The organism is Gordonia rhizosphera NBRC 16068, from assembly GCF_000298195.1.
Lineage (GTDB): Bacteria > Actinomycetota > Actinomycetes > Mycobacteriales > Mycobacteriaceae > Gordonia > Gordonia rhizosphera.
The window spans coordinates 72,330-88,150 of sequence record NZ_BAHC01000197.1 but is presented as its reverse complement, the minus strand read 5'-3'; the positions used below and the strand labels follow the sequence as shown (position 1 = coordinate 88,150).

At 67.0% G+C, this 15,821-nt stretch carries 11 protein-coding genes; 7 read left to right on the top strand and 4 right to left on the bottom strand.

Annotated elements, in window-relative coordinates; genetic code table 11:
• Window positions 1-35: 35 nt before the first annotated feature.
• Entirely contained in the window at window positions 36-3,179 is a 3,144-nt protein-coding gene (locus tag GORHZ_RS23970; protein WP_006337697.1) for an ATP-binding protein, read from the bottom strand.
• A gap of 245 nt (window positions 3,180-3,424) precedes the next feature.
• Here GORHZ_RS23970 and GORHZ_RS23965 point away from each other — a divergent pair, with 245 nt between their 5' ends.
• The 4 genes from GORHZ_RS23965 to GORHZ_RS23950 all read left to right on the top strand — a co-directional run bounded on the left by GORHZ_RS23965 (window position 3,425) and on the right by GORHZ_RS23950 (window position 7,301).
• Complete coding sequence (locus tag GORHZ_RS23965; RefSeq protein ID WP_006337696.1) at window positions 3,425-4,570, top strand: LLM class flavin-dependent oxidoreductase; 1,146 nt, start codon at window positions 3,425-3,427, stop codon at window positions 4,568-4,570.
• 104 nt (window positions 4,571-4,674) lie between these two features.
• Window positions 4,675-6,420, top strand: coding sequence for an acyl-CoA dehydrogenase family protein (locus GORHZ_RS23960; RefSeq protein WP_006337695.1), 1,746 nt, complete (start codon window positions 4,675-4,677; stop codon window positions 6,418-6,420).
• 126 nt (window positions 6,421-6,546) lie between these two features.
• Entirely contained in the window at window positions 6,547-6,915 is a 369-nt protein-coding gene (locus GORHZ_RS23955; RefSeq protein ID WP_006337694.1) for a cupin domain-containing protein, read from the top strand.
• A 5-nt stretch (window positions 6,916-6,920) separates the two neighbouring features.
• Window positions 6,921-7,301 (top strand): nuclear transport factor 2 family protein, encoded by a 381-nt coding sequence (locus GORHZ_RS23950; RefSeq protein WP_245551503.1) that lies wholly within the window; start codon window positions 6,921-6,923, stop codon window positions 7,299-7,301.
• A 4-nt stretch (window positions 7,302-7,305) separates the two neighbouring features.
• Here the strand turns inward: GORHZ_RS23950 and GORHZ_RS23945 are convergent, their stop codons facing one another.
• Window positions 7,306-9,009 (bottom strand): nucleobase:cation symporter-2 family protein, encoded by a 1,704-nt coding sequence (locus tag GORHZ_RS23945; RefSeq protein ID WP_006337691.1) that lies wholly within the window; start codon window positions 9,007-9,009, stop codon window positions 7,306-7,308.
• A gap of 115 nt (window positions 9,010-9,124) precedes the next feature.
• Here GORHZ_RS23945 and GORHZ_RS23940 point away from each other — a divergent pair, with 115 nt between their 5' ends.
• Window positions 9,125-9,604, top strand: coding sequence for an NUDIX hydrolase (locus tag GORHZ_RS23940; RefSeq protein WP_040533234.1), 480 nt, complete (start codon window positions 9,125-9,127; stop codon window positions 9,602-9,604).
• A gap of 97 nt (window positions 9,605-9,701) precedes the next feature.
• On the opposite strand, the gene GORHZ_RS23935 is transcribed toward GORHZ_RS23940, so the two are convergent.
• Both GORHZ_RS23935 and GORHZ_RS23930 read right to left on the bottom strand, forming a co-directional pair.
• On the bottom strand, window positions 9,702-11,198 hold the full coding sequence (locus tag GORHZ_RS23935; protein ID WP_006337679.1) for an aldehyde dehydrogenase: 1,497 nt from the start codon (window positions 11,196-11,198) through the stop codon (window positions 9,702-9,704).
• Between the two features lie 177 nt (window positions 11,199-11,375).
• Window positions 11,376-12,896, bottom strand: a complete 1,521-nt coding sequence (locus GORHZ_RS23930) for an APC family permease (RefSeq protein ID WP_006337678.1) — start codon at window positions 12,894-12,896, stop codon at window positions 11,376-11,378.
• A 141-nt stretch (window positions 12,897-13,037) separates the two neighbouring features.
• Between GORHZ_RS23930 and GORHZ_RS23925 the strand changes: the two genes are divergently transcribed.
• Together GORHZ_RS23925 and GORHZ_RS23920 are read left to right on the top strand one after the other, a co-directional pair.
• The gene (locus GORHZ_RS23925) at window positions 13,038-13,943 is read left to right on the top strand and encodes a LysR family transcriptional regulator (protein WP_006337677.1); all 906 of its coding nucleotides are present in this window, start codon (window positions 13,038-13,040) and stop codon (window positions 13,941-13,943) included.
• A gap of 175 nt (window positions 13,944-14,118) precedes the next feature.
• On the top strand, window positions 14,119-15,804 hold the full coding sequence (locus GORHZ_RS23920; protein WP_006337676.1) for an HNH endonuclease signature motif containing protein: 1,686 nt from the start codon (window positions 14,119-14,121) through the stop codon (window positions 15,802-15,804).
• The last annotated feature ends 17 nt before the right edge of the window (window positions 15,805-15,821 follow it).

Genomic DNA, 15,821 nt, shown 5'->3' with positions numbered 1-15,821 from the left:
CGGACCGACTTCCCGGGACCGTGCCGCGACCGCGGTCACATCTCGCGACGACACGCCCTCAGCACGGCGTGAGCTCCGGCCGGGCCTGCGGTCGCCTCGAGGTCGGCGACGAGCATGTCGACGTCGTCGTCGCCACGCGCCCTGGCCAGCAGGACGCGGGCCAGACGCGCCTCGTGATGGCCCAGCCCCGGCCCGGTGGCCAGCGCTGTGGTCACCAGATCCGCCGCGGAATCGAGATGTCCGGCCCCGATCTCGATCATCGCCAGCCGTGACCTCGCCCACGAACCGAACAGGTCGAGATGTTCGCTCGCGTCGAGCGAGGCGCGGAAGGCGATCCCGGCCGCGTCCGGATCGCCCGCGGTCTGGTGGGCGATGCCGATCGCGCGGTGAGCGGTCGCGGTCCAGCCCCGGTGGCCGATCCGGTGCGCGATCTCGAGCGCCTCGCGGCCGTCGCGCAGGGCGTCGTCGATATGCCCCAATGCCGACGACGCCTCGCTGCGGTGCCACAGCGCGTAGCTGATGCCCTCCTGATGGCCCAGGGTGCGCGCGATCTCCACGGCGAGAGAGGCCTCCTCGAGGCCTTCGTCCGGGCGCGCCGCGAACACCAGCGAGTGCCCGTGGGTCGATCGGGGGGTGACGACGCGGATCAGGTCGCCCGACGCCGCGAACAGGTCGGCGGCCCGGGCGAGCAGGTCACCGCCACGTTTGATCTGGCCGTTGAGGAATGTCGCCATCGCGCGGGCGTCGAGGACTCTCGCCACGCCGGCGGCGTTGCCGAGTTCGGTGTAGAGCGTGATCGCCTCCTCGGCGCGCTCCGCGGCCCGATGCTCGCGGGCCAGGTTCATGTCGAGCACCGAGCCGACCTCCAGGGCCCGGGCCCGTGCGGCCCTGTCGCGCCCGGCCCGGACGACAGCCATCTCGCACAGATCCGCGGCCCGGATCATGTCCTCCGACCCCGAGGCGACCATCGCGAGTTCGGCGAGCACGACCGCCTGCCGGGGCCCGGGCAGCGCGCATGCCAGTGCGGCCCGGAAGTCATCGCGGGCCCCGGGGAGATCGCCGGTCCGGGCCCGGGCCAGGGCGCGGACCTCGCGCAGTGCGGCGGTCGTGGCGACCGGCGTCTGGACCTCGATCCCCAGGCCGGCCGAGGCCAACGAGACCGCTTCGTCGTGGGCGAACCCGTCGAGGGCGGCCCGAGCGGCCGTCGCGTAGGCCGCGGCGGCCTTTGGCGCGTCCCCGGCCAGGCGCCAGTGATGCGCTGCCGCAACCGGATCGGCAGCTTCGTCGACCGCCGTCGCGGCCAGGCCGTGCAGTCGCGCCCGCCGGACCGGATCGAGTCGTCGGACCGCGACGTCGCTGATCATGTCGTGGGCCGCGGCCCAGCCCTGCTCACCGAGCCGCAGCAGATCCGCGTGGGCCAGACGGGTCAGCGAATCCAGCACGGCGGCGGGATCGGCACCGAGGACTCGCGCGAGCTCACCGGCCGGGGTCTCGCGCCCGACGATCGCCACGAGGTCGACGACATCACGGTCGGCGCCGCGGACCGAATCGAGTCGCCGGGTGAGGTTCTCCTGCTGATTCGCGTGCGCCACCGCGCGCAGAGCGTCCCGGTCGTCGCCGGTGGCGTGCCAGCGGCCCCGCCGGTCGGGCTCGATCAGCCCGGCCGCGGCCAGCGACCGCAGTCCCTCTACGACGGCGAGCGGCGAGCGGTCGGTGTGCTCGAGAAGGGTGTCGGCGACGACACGGTCGACGACCAGGTCGCGGACCGCCTCGTCGTCGAGGCCGCCGAGCGTCAGACGCAGATCGGGTTCCAGGGCGCCGACGGCGGCGTGCCGCGATGTGCCCGGATGGACATCCTCGGTCCGGTAGGTCAGCACCCATGACGATCCTGGTGAACGGCGCATCGCCACCGACACCGCCGACAGGCTGCTCTCATCGGACCACTGGACGTCGTCGAGCACGATGGTCGGCACCGCCGCGGTGCCGACCAGACGGACGAGCACCTCGATCACCAACGCGCGCATGGACTCCGGGTCCACCCGAGGATGCCGGCCGGATACCAGGTCGGGGACGAGCATGGCCAGTGCGCCACGCAGTGGCGGCGACAGGTCGTCGGCGAACCGGGCGTCGGCGGACAGCAGTTCGCGGACGAGCGACGCGACCATACTCCACACCTCGTCGCGCTGGGCGGCGAAACAGCGGACCACCGCCGCGTCTCGGTTGGCGTGGAATTCGGCGACGAGCCGGGACTTCCCGGTTCCGGAACGTCCTTCGACCACCACCACGGATCCTGCGGGTGTCGTTGTGGCGGAACGTAGTCGAACGAGCTCGCGGGACCGGCCGACGAAACGCACCGACCCCAGGCCCGAGGGTGCCACCGAAGTCCGGACGGTCGGTCGGTGCGAGGCGCGCGGCGGGCGGGAGTGCAGTAGACGCTGATACTCCGCCCTCGCCTCGGCCGTCGGGTCGACCCCGAGTTCGGTGGCCAGGTCGTGGCGAAAACGGTCAAACATGACCAGCGCGCGGTTGGGATCGCCGTGCGCGGCGTATGCCCGCATGGCAAGGACGACCGCGCTCTCCCGCAGCGGGGCCACGGTCTGCAGCACCACTGCCCACTCTGCGGCCTGTGCGGTGTCGGAGCGTTCGAGGCAGAGTTCGACGCCGCGTTCGAGGGCCTCGACGCGATACTCCGACATCATGTCCCGATACCGGATCGCCCAGTCGTCGTACTGATCCTCACCGAGCGGGTCGCCTGTCCACATCGCCACGGCGGTGCGGTAGGAGTCCAGGGCATCCGAGGCGTCGGCGGTGCGGGCGGCGCGGACTAGGGACGCGAAGCTCTCGGTGTCCACCCGACATCGGTCCTCGGGCAGGCCGATCCGGTATCCGGCATCACCCGACACGATGAGGTCGCGACACCCGACGGCGCGTCGAGCGCGCGCGGCGAGCACCGCGAGATTGGCCGCCGGGTCTCTCGGTGCGGTCGTGGGCCACAACATCTCGGTCAGCGCATCGAGACTGACGTGGGAGCCGCGGCGGGTCGCCAGGATGCGCAGCAACTGGCGAACCTTGCGCCCCCCGAACGCCGACGCCGGAACCTCGAGGCCGTCGGCGAGCACCACGAACCGGCCGAAGAGCCGCAACTCGACAGCCGTCGCGGCCGACGAGCCGTCGGTCATCGCTCAAGGATCCGCCCGTCGCACGGAAACCGCAACGTGCCGGCATGTCGCGTCGGTGTGCCTTCGGCTGAGATTGGCCCATCGCCATCTTGGCGCGTCGAGCCGAATCGATGCAGGGAACTTGACGCCGGATCACGGAAGCGGCGCCGGGATCGCTCATGGAGCCTGACTGCTGATTGGTGAATTGTCCGCCGCGTCCTTCCTCGGCCTGTGAATACTGGTGAAATCTGACAAGGAGGCCGATCATGACCGGGTTTCGTGTGGGTGTCATGAACCCACTCGTTGCCACTCGCCCGACGGCCGAGTGGCTTACGCGAGTTGACTATCTGGGCGCGCTCGGCGCCCGCGTCGACTCCTTCTGGGTTCCTGACCACCTCAACTCCTTGTTGCCGCGGTCGTTGTGGACGCCGAAGTATTGCGGGGCAGCCAAGTTGGTGCCCAGTATTGGCGCCGACTTGGAGCCGTGGACGATGCTCGGACACCTGGCGGCTCGCAACCGACTGGGTCGCCTGCGACTGGGCGTTGGTGTGACCGATACCGGTCGACGCAACCCAGCCGTCACCGCGCAAGCCGCCGCAACGCTGCACCTGCTCACCCGCGGGCGCGCGATCCTGGGAATCAGTACCGGTGAACGCGAAGGCAACGAGCCCTACGGGGTGGACTGGTCCAAGCCGGTCGCACGGTTCGAGGAGGCGATGGCCACCATCCGCGCGCTATGGGATTCCGGCGGCGAACTCGTCAACCGGGACTCACCCTTCTTCCCGCTGCGCAATGCGGTATTCGACCTGCCGCCCTATCGCGGAAGGTGGCCGGAGATCTGGATCGGCGCCCACAGCCCCCGCATGCTGCGCGCCACAGGGCGCTACGCCGATGCCTACTTCCCATTCGTCCCGCACCGACCGGTGGACTACCAGCACCGTCTCGATGTCGTTCGCACGGCGGCCTCCGACGCCGGGCGCGACCCGATGTCCATCATCCCGGCCGTATGGCTGCCCGTTGTCACCGGCCGCAGCCGAGACGACGTCGATGAGGCGCTGGACTCCGAGGTCATCAAGTCTTATGCGCTCATCGCGCCTGACGAGGTCTTCGCTCGTCACGGCGCCCGGCACCCACTCGGGGCTGGCTTCTCGGGGGCGCCAGATATTCTGCCGCACACCATGAACGAGGAAACGGCGTTGTCTCAAGCGGCTCAGGTCCCGTCGACACTGCTGCGCGAGATCTTCCTCAACGGAACACCCGATGAGGTCATCGAGCAAGCCGCTCAATGGCGTGATCGTGGAGTCCGCTACATCGTGTTGGACAACCTGAGTTTTTCGCAACCCAGCCTGCGTAGGGGCCTGGCCTCGGTGCAGCCGTTCAACAAGATCGCGCGTGCGCTCAAGAGGCTCTAGTTGCCACCTCGGTTTCGCCGAGCGGGCACGAGCCGGCGCCCGGGAAGCCGATCCCTTGAGCCATTTCCGGTCATGGCAATCCCGAGCAAGGGTAGAACAAGGGTATGGCGCAGACGGATGGCTTGCTCTTCGACCCGAACTCCTACGATCCGCAGCAGTTCGACGCAGAGACCCGCCGGTTGTTGCGTGCGACGATCCGGTGGTTCGAGGATCGGGGCAAGAAACGCATCCTCGACGATGACCTGTCGGCGCAGTGGCCCGCCGATTTCGTCGAGTTCGTGAAACGAGAGAAACTGTTCGCCACGTTTCTCACACCGTCGGAGTTTGCCGACGGCAACCCCGACAAGCGGTGGGACGCCACCCGTAACGCCGCGCTGGCCGAGATCCTCGGATTCTATGGGCTGACCTACTGGTATATCGAGCAGGTGACCATCCTGGGTCTCGGGCCGATCTGGCAGAGTGCCAACGCCGATGCCAAGCGTCGCGCCGCGCGCGACCTCGAGTCCGGGCAGGTGATGGCGTTCGGACTGTCCGAACGCGCGCACGGCGCCGACGTCTACCAGACCGATCTGGTCCTCACCCCGGCGAGCGCCGAGGATCAGGCGAACGGCATCCTCTACCGGGCGTCAGGGGAGAAGTACTACATCGGGAATGGCAACGTCGCGAGCATGGTGTCGGTGTTCGGCCGACGTGGCGACGTCGAGGGCAACGACGCGTACATGTTCTTCGTCGCCGACAGCCGCCACGAGAACTACCACCTGATCGACAACGTCGTGCACGCGCAGATCTACGTGAGCACGTTCCGGCTCGACAACTATCCGGTGCGTGCCGAGGACATCCTGCACACCGGCATCGAGGCATTCGCGGCGGCGTTGAACACCGTCAACGTCGGCAAGTTCAACCTGTGCAGCAGCACCATCGGGATGACCGAGCACGCCTTTTACGAGGCGATCACGCATGCGCACAATCGGATCCTCTACGGCAATCCGGTGACCGACTTCGCCCATGTGCGCGGCATTTTCGTGGATTCCTACGCACGCCTGATTGCGATGAAGGCATTCAGTCGCCGGGCGGTCGACTACTTCCGCAGTGCGAGTCTCGACGACCGGCGCTACCTTCTGTTCAACCCGATGACCAAGGCCAAGGTCACGATGGAGGGTGAGACGGTCATCCGGTCGTTGCATGACGTCATCGCCGCCAAGGGGTATGAGAAGGACACCATGTTCCGCGAGGTGTCACAACTCATCGGCTACCTGCCCCGGCTCGAGGGCACGGTGCACGTGAACATCGGTCTCGTACTCAAGTTCATGCCGAACTACCTGCTGAACTCGATGGACTACCCGGAGATCCCCACCCGCGACGACCCCGTCGACGACGTGTTCTTCTGGAATCAGGGACCGACCCGCGGCGCGGCGAAGGTGCAGTTCGCCGACTGGACGCAGGTATACGAGAAGCACGCCAGCATCCCCAACGTCGCCTGCTTCTACGATCAGGCGCAGGCGTTCAAGCAGTTGCTGCTGACCGCGGCCCCCGATGCCTCACAGCAGCAGGATCTGGACTTCATGCTGACCGTGGGCCACCTGTTCTCGCTGATCGTGTATGGGCAGCTCATCTTGGAACAGGGTGCTCTCACCGGGCTCGACGACGACCTCGTCGACCAGATCTTCGACTTCCAGATCCGTGACTTCAGCGCATATGCCATTGCGCTGCATGGCAAGTCGTCGTCGACGCAGGCACAACAGGAGTGGGCGATCGACGCGATCCGCAAGCCGGTCCGCGACACCGAGCGCTTCGACCGGGTCTGGGAGCGGGTCGCTGCCTACTCGGGTTCCTATGAGATTAGGCCGTAACCGGCCGACGATCGTGCGAGGCCGAACAGCAGGCCCGAAAGTCGCAAGGAAACCGCAAGGTCGGCTCCCTACCGTGAATCGTGCCGGCGCATCCGTGTCCGGAAACGATGCGAAAGAGGAGTCGCCATGACCACAATGCACCAACAGACCGAACAACGTGATTTCGCCGCACCCGACGAGGTCCGCACCTTCGACAACGGTGTCCTGGAACTGCTGGCCGTCGGCGATGCCGAGATCGGTCGGCTTGTCCTGAAACCCGGTTGGCGGTGGTCCAACGACGTCAAGCCGATCGCGGGAACCGAGTTGTGCCAGGCGCCGCACTTCCAGTACCACGTGGCGGGGACCCTGCACGTGGTGATGGCCGACGGTACCGAATTCGATGCGACGCCCGGCCAGATCACCTCACTGCCGTCGGGACACGATGCCTGGGTCGTCGGCGACGAACCGGTCGTCGTCGTCGACTTCTACGGTGCCAGCAACTATGCGAAGGGGTGATCGAGGTGTTGTCGCCAGAAGTCCCCACCGAGATGCGATCCGAGGCCGCCTCGGTCGTCGAGCGCTTCAACGACGCCTTTGACCGCGCCGATCTGACACGGCTGGCCGAATTGCTGACCGACGATGTCGTCTTCGAATCGACCGCACCGCCGGCCGGGATTCGCCACATCGGCCGGCCGGCGGTGCTCGCGGCCTTCGCCGAGTTCTTCGCCTCGACCACCGACCCGGACTTTCAGACCGAGGAGATGATCGCCGCGCACGACCGCGTCGTCGTGCGCTGGCGGTTCACCTGGGGCGGTGAGCATCCCGGCTTCGTGCGTGGCGTCGACATCTTCACCGTGACCGGTGGTCGGGTGGCGGAGAAGGCGGCCTACGTCAAGGGGTGACGGCTCAGCTGCCTCGTCGGGAGAATCCGCCGTCGGTGTAGCCGTCCCAGGTCTCGATCACACGCAGCACCTTCGGGTCGCCCTGACTCTTGATCTCCTCGAAGAGATCTGGCGGTGTCGACGGGTTGGTCACGATGAACTGGTGCAGGCCCGGGTCATGCTCGGCGAGGTAGCGCAGCGTCTCGGGCGACGAATCCGGATCGGCGGCGGCGAGCGCGTCGCGCGGGTCAAAGGCGGCGCCGGCCATCGAATCCGACGGCAACAGACCGGCAGCGGTCGGATCGACGACCTCGATCTCACCGGTGTTGTGGTAATCGACCGGATCGGGCGAGGTGCTGCGCGTGTTCAGCAACAGGTTGAGCAGGATCGCGGTCAGCGCGCCGGCGGAGATACCGGAGTGGAAGATCGTCTGGAACCAGTCGGGGAACTGGTGGTAGAGGTCCAGCGAGACGTTGACCGGAGAATCGCCGAGGTCGCGATTGGTGTAGTAGAGCTTGGCCTCGGTCAGCATCGCGACGCCGACCGAGATGGCGACGACCAGGATGTTGGTGTTGTTGAACTTCACCTTGGCCAGGGTCCGCACACCGCTTGCCGCGACCATGCCGAACAGTGCGACGCCCGCGCCGCCGAGCACCGCCAGGGGGATGCCCTCGACGACGGCCGCCATCTTCGGGAGCAGGCCCAGGATGACCAGAATGACGCCTGCGCAGGTCGCGACGTGGCGGGTCTTGACGCCGGTGATCGCGACCAGACCCACATTCTGCGCGAACGCGGTGTACGGGAACGTGTTGAACACACCGCCGAGGACGGTGCCCATGCCGTCGGCGCGCATACCGTCGGCGAGCTTGCGCGGGGTGATCTTCTTGTCGACGATCTCGCCGACGGCGACGATGTCGCCGGTCGTCTCGGTCATGATGACGAGGGCCACGATGATCATCGAGATGATCGCGCTGATCTCGAAGGTCGGCACGCCGAACTGGAACGGCTGCGGAATTCCCACCCAGGGGTTCTCGCCGACCGCGGAGAAGTCGGCCATACCGAACGGCAGCGAGATGAGCGTGCCGACGACGAGGCCGACGAGGACCGACACGCGACGGATCGCGTCCGGGGCGAAGCGTTCGATGGCGATGATGATGGCCAAGGTCAGGAAGCCGAAGGCGATGTCCTTGGGCGCACCGAAGTCTTCGCCTGCCCCGGTGCCACCGCCGAACCATCCGGCCGCGACCCGCATCAGCGAGACACCGATGATGAGGATGATCGTGCCGGTGACCAGCGGTGGGAAGAATCTGATCAGCTTCCCGACGATGGGTGCGGCGACGATCATGAACACGCCACAGCAGATGACCGAGCCGTAGATGGCGGTGATCCCGTGTGACATCCCGATGGTGATCATCGGCCCGACGGCCGCGAATGTGACGCCCTGCATCAGCGGGAGGCGGACGCCGAATCGCCAGAAGCCCACCGCCTGCAGGATGGTCGCGATACCGGCGACGAACAGGTCGGCCATGATCAGGTGGACGATGTCACCCTGCTCGAGCTGACCGACGCTGACCATCGCGCCGCCCACGATCAGTGGCACCGCGACGGCTCCCGCGTACATCGCGAGAACGTGCTGGATGCCGAGCGGGAGAAGCTTCGCCAGAGGCGGTATCTCGTCCACCGGATGCTGGGTCGTCTTGCCGTGTCTGATCGTATCGAGAACCGCCATACGCCGTGTTTACGAGTTTCAGGTTTCGGATTTGGCGCGCTGAGATGACGACGGTGTTTCGTCGAGAATATATTCCGCCGTGGCGGGTCGGGCTCGCCGGTGCACAATTGTTGGCGTGGCGGGTCACACGAGTCGGCGAAGTGCGGGTCTGCTGCTCTTTCGGCAAACCGATGACGGCATCGAGGTGTTGATAGCCCACCCCGGCGGACCGCTGTGGGCTCGCAAGGACCTGGGCGCGTGGACGGTCCCCAAGGGTCTCGTCGAGGATGGTGAGGACTTGTGGGCCGCGGCCCGACGGGAGTTCGCCGAGGAGATCGGGACCGCGCCGCCCGCCGGACCCGTCATCGAACTCGGCGAGGTCAGGCAGGCGAGTGGCAAGGTCGTGAGCGGGTTCGCCGTCGAAGGCGAGCTGGATGTCGCGACGGTCGTCAGCAACACCTTCGAGATGCAGTGGCCGCCGAAGTCGGGCCGGATGCAGGAGTTCCCGGAGATCGACCGCGCCGAATGGGTCGACCCCGCCACTGCGCGCGCAAAGCTCAATCCCGCCCAGGCCGCCTTCGTGGACCGGCTACTCGATGCGCTGGGTGTGTCCTGAGCTCTTCCCTCGGGTATCTCTTTGTCCCCTGCGTGCACACGCGGAGGAGATAGGGGTACCCGGGGGAGGAACTGTCGGCACCCGTTGGGAGGGGGCGCTACCCTCGCGCGATCCAGGTCGTCTTGAGGCCGGTGAACTTGTCGATCGCGTGCACCGAGAGATCCGATCCGAAACCCGATGCGCCGAACCCGCCGAAGGGGGTTCCCGGCGACAACGCGTCGACGGTGTTGATCGACACCGTGCCCGCGCGCAAGGCGTCCGACATGCGTAGTGCCCGATCGAGATCTGCGGTCCAGCAGGATGCCGCCAGGCCGTACGGGGTGTCGTTGGCGAGCGCGACGGCCTCGTCCTCGGTGTCGAAGGGGATCACGACGAGTACCGGGCCGAAGATCTCCTCGGTCACCACCGGGGAGTCGAGGGGCAGGTCGACGATGACGGTCGGCTCCATGAAGTAGCCGGTCTCGCCGATCCGGTCTCCGCCGAGCACGATCCGCCCACCTTCGCGTCCACCCTCGACCGCGGACAGCACCTGGTCGAGTTGCTTGTGCGAGACCATGGCGCCGGTGACCGACGACGGGTCGAGCGGGTCGCCCGGACGGTAGGTGGCGGCATGCTCGATCACCTTCGCGACGAACTCGTCGAGGATGTCGCGTTGGACCAAGAGACGGCTGTTGGCCGAGCACACCTCGCCCTGGTTGCCGAAGATGCCGAAGCAGGCCATCTCGGCGGCGTGGTCGAGGTCGGCGCAGTCGGCGAACACGATGTTCGGACTCTTGCCGCCGCATTCGAGCCACACCTGCTTCATGTTGGACTCGGCGCTATAGGCCAAGAACTTCTTGCCGACCTCGGTGGAACCGGTGAAGGTCAGGCAATCCACGTCGGGGTGCAGACCGAGGGCGCGTCCCGCGGTGGCCCCGAGACCGGTGACCACGTTCAACACGCCGGGCGGGATGCCCGCGTCGATCGCGATCTGCGCCATGCGCAGTGCCGATAGGGGCGATTCCTCGGCGGGCTTGAGGACCACGGTGTTGCCCGCCGCCAATGCGGGTGCCACCTTCCAGGCGGCGATGTCGAGCGGGAAGTTCCAGGGCACCACGGCGCCGACGACGCCCAGCGGCACCCGCCGCACCAGCGCGACGCTGCCGTCCGCGGTGGGTGGGAGTTCGCCGGGCAGCTTGTCGATGACCTCACCGTAGTATCGGAAGACCGCTGCCGCGCCGGGTACTTCGACCTGAATGGAGTCCCGGATGGGTTTACCCATCTCGAGGGTCACGAGCAGCGCGAGTTCCTCGGCGTGCTCCATCAGCAGATCTGCGAACCGATTGAGGACCGCGCCCCGCTCGCCGGCCGACAGGCCCGACCAACGGCCGTCGTCGAATGCCTTTCGTGCGGCCGCCACGGCCGTGTCGACGTCGGCGGAATCACCGGCAGCAACCGCGGCGATCACCTCTCCGGTGGCCGGGTTGACGACATCGAACGTGTCGCCGGACTCGGCGGCCGTCCAGCGTCCGTCGATGAACGCCAGCGTGGGGAATTTGACCGAGGACGCCTGCGCGCGCCAGTCGATCGAGGTCGGGTCGGTGAGATCAGCCATGTTTCCCATGGTGACGTAGTGCGGCACCCGACAACAAGTCCGCCTGCGCCGATTTATCTGATGATTTGCATCGGGAATAGTGATGACCCGGATCGGCTCCATCTCCACTCAGAGACGGCTGCGTCGCGCATCGAGACCGATGCGCGACGCAGCCGTGCGAGCCGAAGCTGGCGGATGTCAGGAGACCGCCTCGGGGACGTTCTCCGACTCCTTGGAAGCGAAGGAATACGTAGGTGCGGAGACACTCCGTGCCCGCAGGTACCCCGCGACCGCGATGGCAATGAGGATTGCCAGCGTGCCGAGGGTGAAGATCTCGAACCTGGCACGCGTCACGCCCCACTCGTCGAGGAATGCATAGTCCAGACCGAAGATGTTCTCGAGCGTGCCCGGGAACACGGCGACCCACACCCCGAGTGCCGACCATAACGTCGTCAGCCCGACCGCGATGCCCATACCGAGGAGACCGCCGGGGACGGCGTACGGTCTCGGCGTGGCCGCGTGGGTGAACCGGAGGCGCAGCGCCGCCGGGAAGACGAACAGGTAGGCGATGAGCGACGTCGAGATGGTGATGGTCAGGACGACGCCGAACGTCGCGGCGCTGTCGCCCCGGGAGAAGATCACGCCGGCGACCATGAACGCCAGCGCGATGGCGCCGGTGAAGATCCCGACACGCATCGGGGCCTCGGTGCGCTGGTCGAACTTCGCGAAGTACGGGAAGAACCCGCCGTCGCCGGCGGCGACGGCCAACGCGCGGTTGGCGGCTGACGCCCAGGTGGCACCGGTGATCGCGAGCGCGAGGATGAAGGCGACCACCGCGACGTTGACCAGGACATCGGCCGCGGGGCCGTAGACGCCGAAGACGGTGTCCAGTGCGGCCATGAAGCCGCCGATGCCGGTGATCTCGTCGGTGGGCAGGACGAGCAGCAGGGCCAGGACGGGGAGCGCGTAGACGAGCACTCCGACCATCCCGCTGAGCGCGATCCCGCGGGGCACGTCGCGCTGCGGGTTCTGCATCTCACCACCGGCCTGACTCGGGACCTCGAAGCCCACCAGCGAGAAGAGCAGCAGCGGAACGAGTCCGAGGAAGCCGGTCATGGTCGGCGACCAGGTGACCTCGCCGATCCCGTGGAAGCCGTTGCGGAGTCCGTAGATCACGGTGGTGACGAGGAAGACGGCGGCGAGAACGAGTTTGAGGTAGGTGCCGACGGTGAAGACCAACCGGGCGCGTCGCATCGGGAGCAGGGTGATCGCCACCGCGCCGACGACGAAGAGCGTCTTGAACACGAAGTCGCCCACGGTGCCCTCACCGATCGGATGGATGAATCCGCTGAACGCGGCGGTGCTGATGAACGCGAGCGAACCGCCGATCCACAAGGGGTTGATCGACCAGTACATGAGGGTGGCGATCGCTCCGGCCAGCTTGCCGAATGCCCGCTTCACCCATTCGTAGAGGCCACCTTCATCGGGGAAGGTGCTGCCGAGTTCGGATGTGACGAGGCCGTAGGGGATCATCCACAGCAGCGCCAGCACCACCAGCCAGGTGAAGGTTTCGCCGCCGAACGAGGAGATCTCGCCGACCATGTCGAGGCTGATCAGCGCCGACAGGATCATGATCGGGACGTCGAAGCGCTTCAGCGAGTGCCGGAGATGGACTCCGTCGTGCAATCCGGTGTCGGACTGCTTGGGTTGTGCTCCCATGGGGAAACTCCTGCTCAGAATGGGGTCTGTAATGCGTTTTACCAGCTTGCGGGTTTGCATAACATCTGTACAGTCGGTCTTTTCTTGGTTTAATATCGGCTGTGTCGAACCAATGGGTTTCGGTGTGAAGCGAGGTGGGCGATGGCCGATTACACGCTGCGGCAGCTCGAATACTTCGTCGCGGTAGCCGAGGCCGGCAGCATCACCCGGGCCGCGTCGACGGTGCACCTGTCGCAGTCCGCGATGTCGACCGCGCTGACGGATCTGGAGAGCGCTCTGGGAGTTCAACTTCTCGTCCGCCATCACGCGAAGGGGATCACGCTGTCGCCGGCGGGCCGGGAGATGCTCGTCGCCAGCCGGCGGCTGCTCGCATCGGCCGCCGATCTCCGGTCGGCGGCACAGGGGCTCGGCGGTTCACTCACCGGCACCCTCTCGATCGGATGCTTCGAGGTGACCGCCCCGTACCTGCTGCCCGAGTTGCTCGCCGCCGCGGCGGCCAAACTCCCGAAGCTGCGGTTGCAGACCTCCGAGGTCGATCTCGCCGACCTGGCCGAGGGCGTCGCCGACGGCACGTTCGAACTGGGTATCGGCTACGACCTCGTCGACGACCCGCGCCTGAAGCGTTGGCCGCTGCGCACCCTGCCGCCATATGTGTTGGTGGCCGGCGATCATCGCCTGGCAGCGCGCCGCAAGGTCCAGTTGGCCGAGCTTGCCGACGAGCCGATGGCGCTGTTGGATCTACCGCACAGCCGCGACTACTTCCGGCGGGTCTTCGCCGAGGCCGACGTGACCCCGAACGTGCGGTACCGCTCGACGACCGTCGAGACCTGCCGGGCGCTGGTCGGACGTGGGCTCGCCTACACCGTGCTCAACCTGAAGTCGGCGGTACCGATGGCGCTCGACGGCCACCAGGTTTCCGCGGTACCGATCTCCGACGACGTGCCGGCGCTGACGATGGTGCTGCTGAACGCCGTCGCCGCCAAGCCGACGCGGCGCGCGAGCGTGGTGGCGGATCTGTGTCGAAATCTGTTCGGGAGTGAATCGTGAGCGGCGCACCCTTCTCGCTGGCCATGAGTAAGGGAGGAGCTTGCGACGACCGCATCGAGACCACTCCAACATGCCGACAAGACTTGTCGGTGCCCGGTTGTAGGTTGTTGTCAGCAGGAAAGAGTGAACGAGCGCGCGCCTCCCGGGTGGTTCCGGGGTCGCAGATCAGAGATGAATGTGGGTGTCCTGCAGCCGTGTCCGCTTCTCTGGAAGGCCGCTCGTGTCCTCGTCTACCGGCTCGTCAGCCGATACGCCGTTGTGGCGTGGCCTGCCGGCCGAGTACGTGGGCAAAATCGACCTCGATCAGGCCGATGACGCCGACATCAACAACCTGCTGCGCGGGATGACCGACATCGACCGCGGGCACTCCTACCTGGCGTATGCGGACTATCGGTTCGCCGGCGTCCTGTTCGATCGTCTCGTCGCCACCCGCGAGCACACCGATGGTTACGTCGTCGACGGTTTCGCCGACGCCGCCACCCGGATCGCGCAGCTGCGCACGATGACCCGCCATCAGGCCGAGGTCCTGCTCGATGAGGCCATCACGTTGCGCGACCGACTCCCCAAGGTGTTGGAATGCCTGGGCGACGGGGTGATCACCCAACGGCAGGCCCGCACGATCATCACCGGCACCGCACTGGTCGACGGCCAGGACTACGCACCCCTGGTCGACGCGCAGATCGCCGAGCGCCTGCGCGCCGGATCGTATTCGGCACAGCGCCTGCGCGACATGGTCGATCGCATCATCTTCCGCCAGGACCCCGACGCAGTGCGTGAACGCCGCAAGGATGCACTCGACCGCCGTGGCGTGTGGCTGGACAACCGCCGCGACGGGACCGCGGAGCTGTCCGCGATCATGTCGGCGGAGAACGCCCGCATCGCGTTCGCGAACATCGAGGCGGTCGCCGCCCGGGTGTGCGAGCACGACGGTCGCACCAAGAACCAACGTCTCTCCGACGCCGAGTTCGCACTGCTGTCCGGCAGCGACTTCACCTGTGAATGTGGCCGCGACGACTGCCCGAGCACCGCGGCCACCCTCGACCTCGACCTCGACCTCGACCTCGACCTCGACCTCGACGGCGACTCCGGCTCCGGCTGCGCGGGTGGCGGGGCCGGTCCGGTCGGGTCGACCGCTGTGGTGGCGGTGGCGTCGAAGGTGGTCATCCATGTGGTGGCTGACGAGGCCACTCGGGCGGGCCGGGCGGACAATCCCGGCTTCATGGACGGGCACGGCGTCATCGACGGCGCGCATGTTCGTGAACTCGCCGCCCGCCCCGACGCACGGATCGCTCACCTGATCCCGCCGGGTACCCCGATGAACCCCGACGGCACCTTCACGGTGCCCGGGTCGCTGCCCTCAGACCCGTACCGACCCACGACCGCCCTGGACACGTTCATCCGCATCCGCCACGGCTACTGCTCAGAACCCGGCTGCGGCAAAAGTGCCTGGGAGTGCGACGGCGAGCACGTCGGCGAATACGACCACGACAACCCGGCCGCCGGTGGACAAACCACCTCGGACAACATGAACCCGAAATGCCGTCCCTGGCACCTGCTGAAAACCTTCGGTGAGTGGCTCGACCTGCAGTGGCGTGACGCCGCCGGCCGGCTCCGGACGCAGAGCGTCACGCCGGAGGGTTTGGTGATCGACGGGGAAGCCGAGACCCTCGAAGACCTCTTCCCCGGTCTGCGACGCATGCGTTACACCGCCACACCCCAGGCCCCACCTACCGACATGAGCGAACACCTTGAACGCCTGACCCGCACCCGCGGTCGGACGGCGAACAAACACGCCCGACGCCGGGCAGAGAGGAAACGAAACCACAAGCGCAACAACGAAGGTCCACCCCCACCCTTCTGAAGTACGGGCCCCTCAGG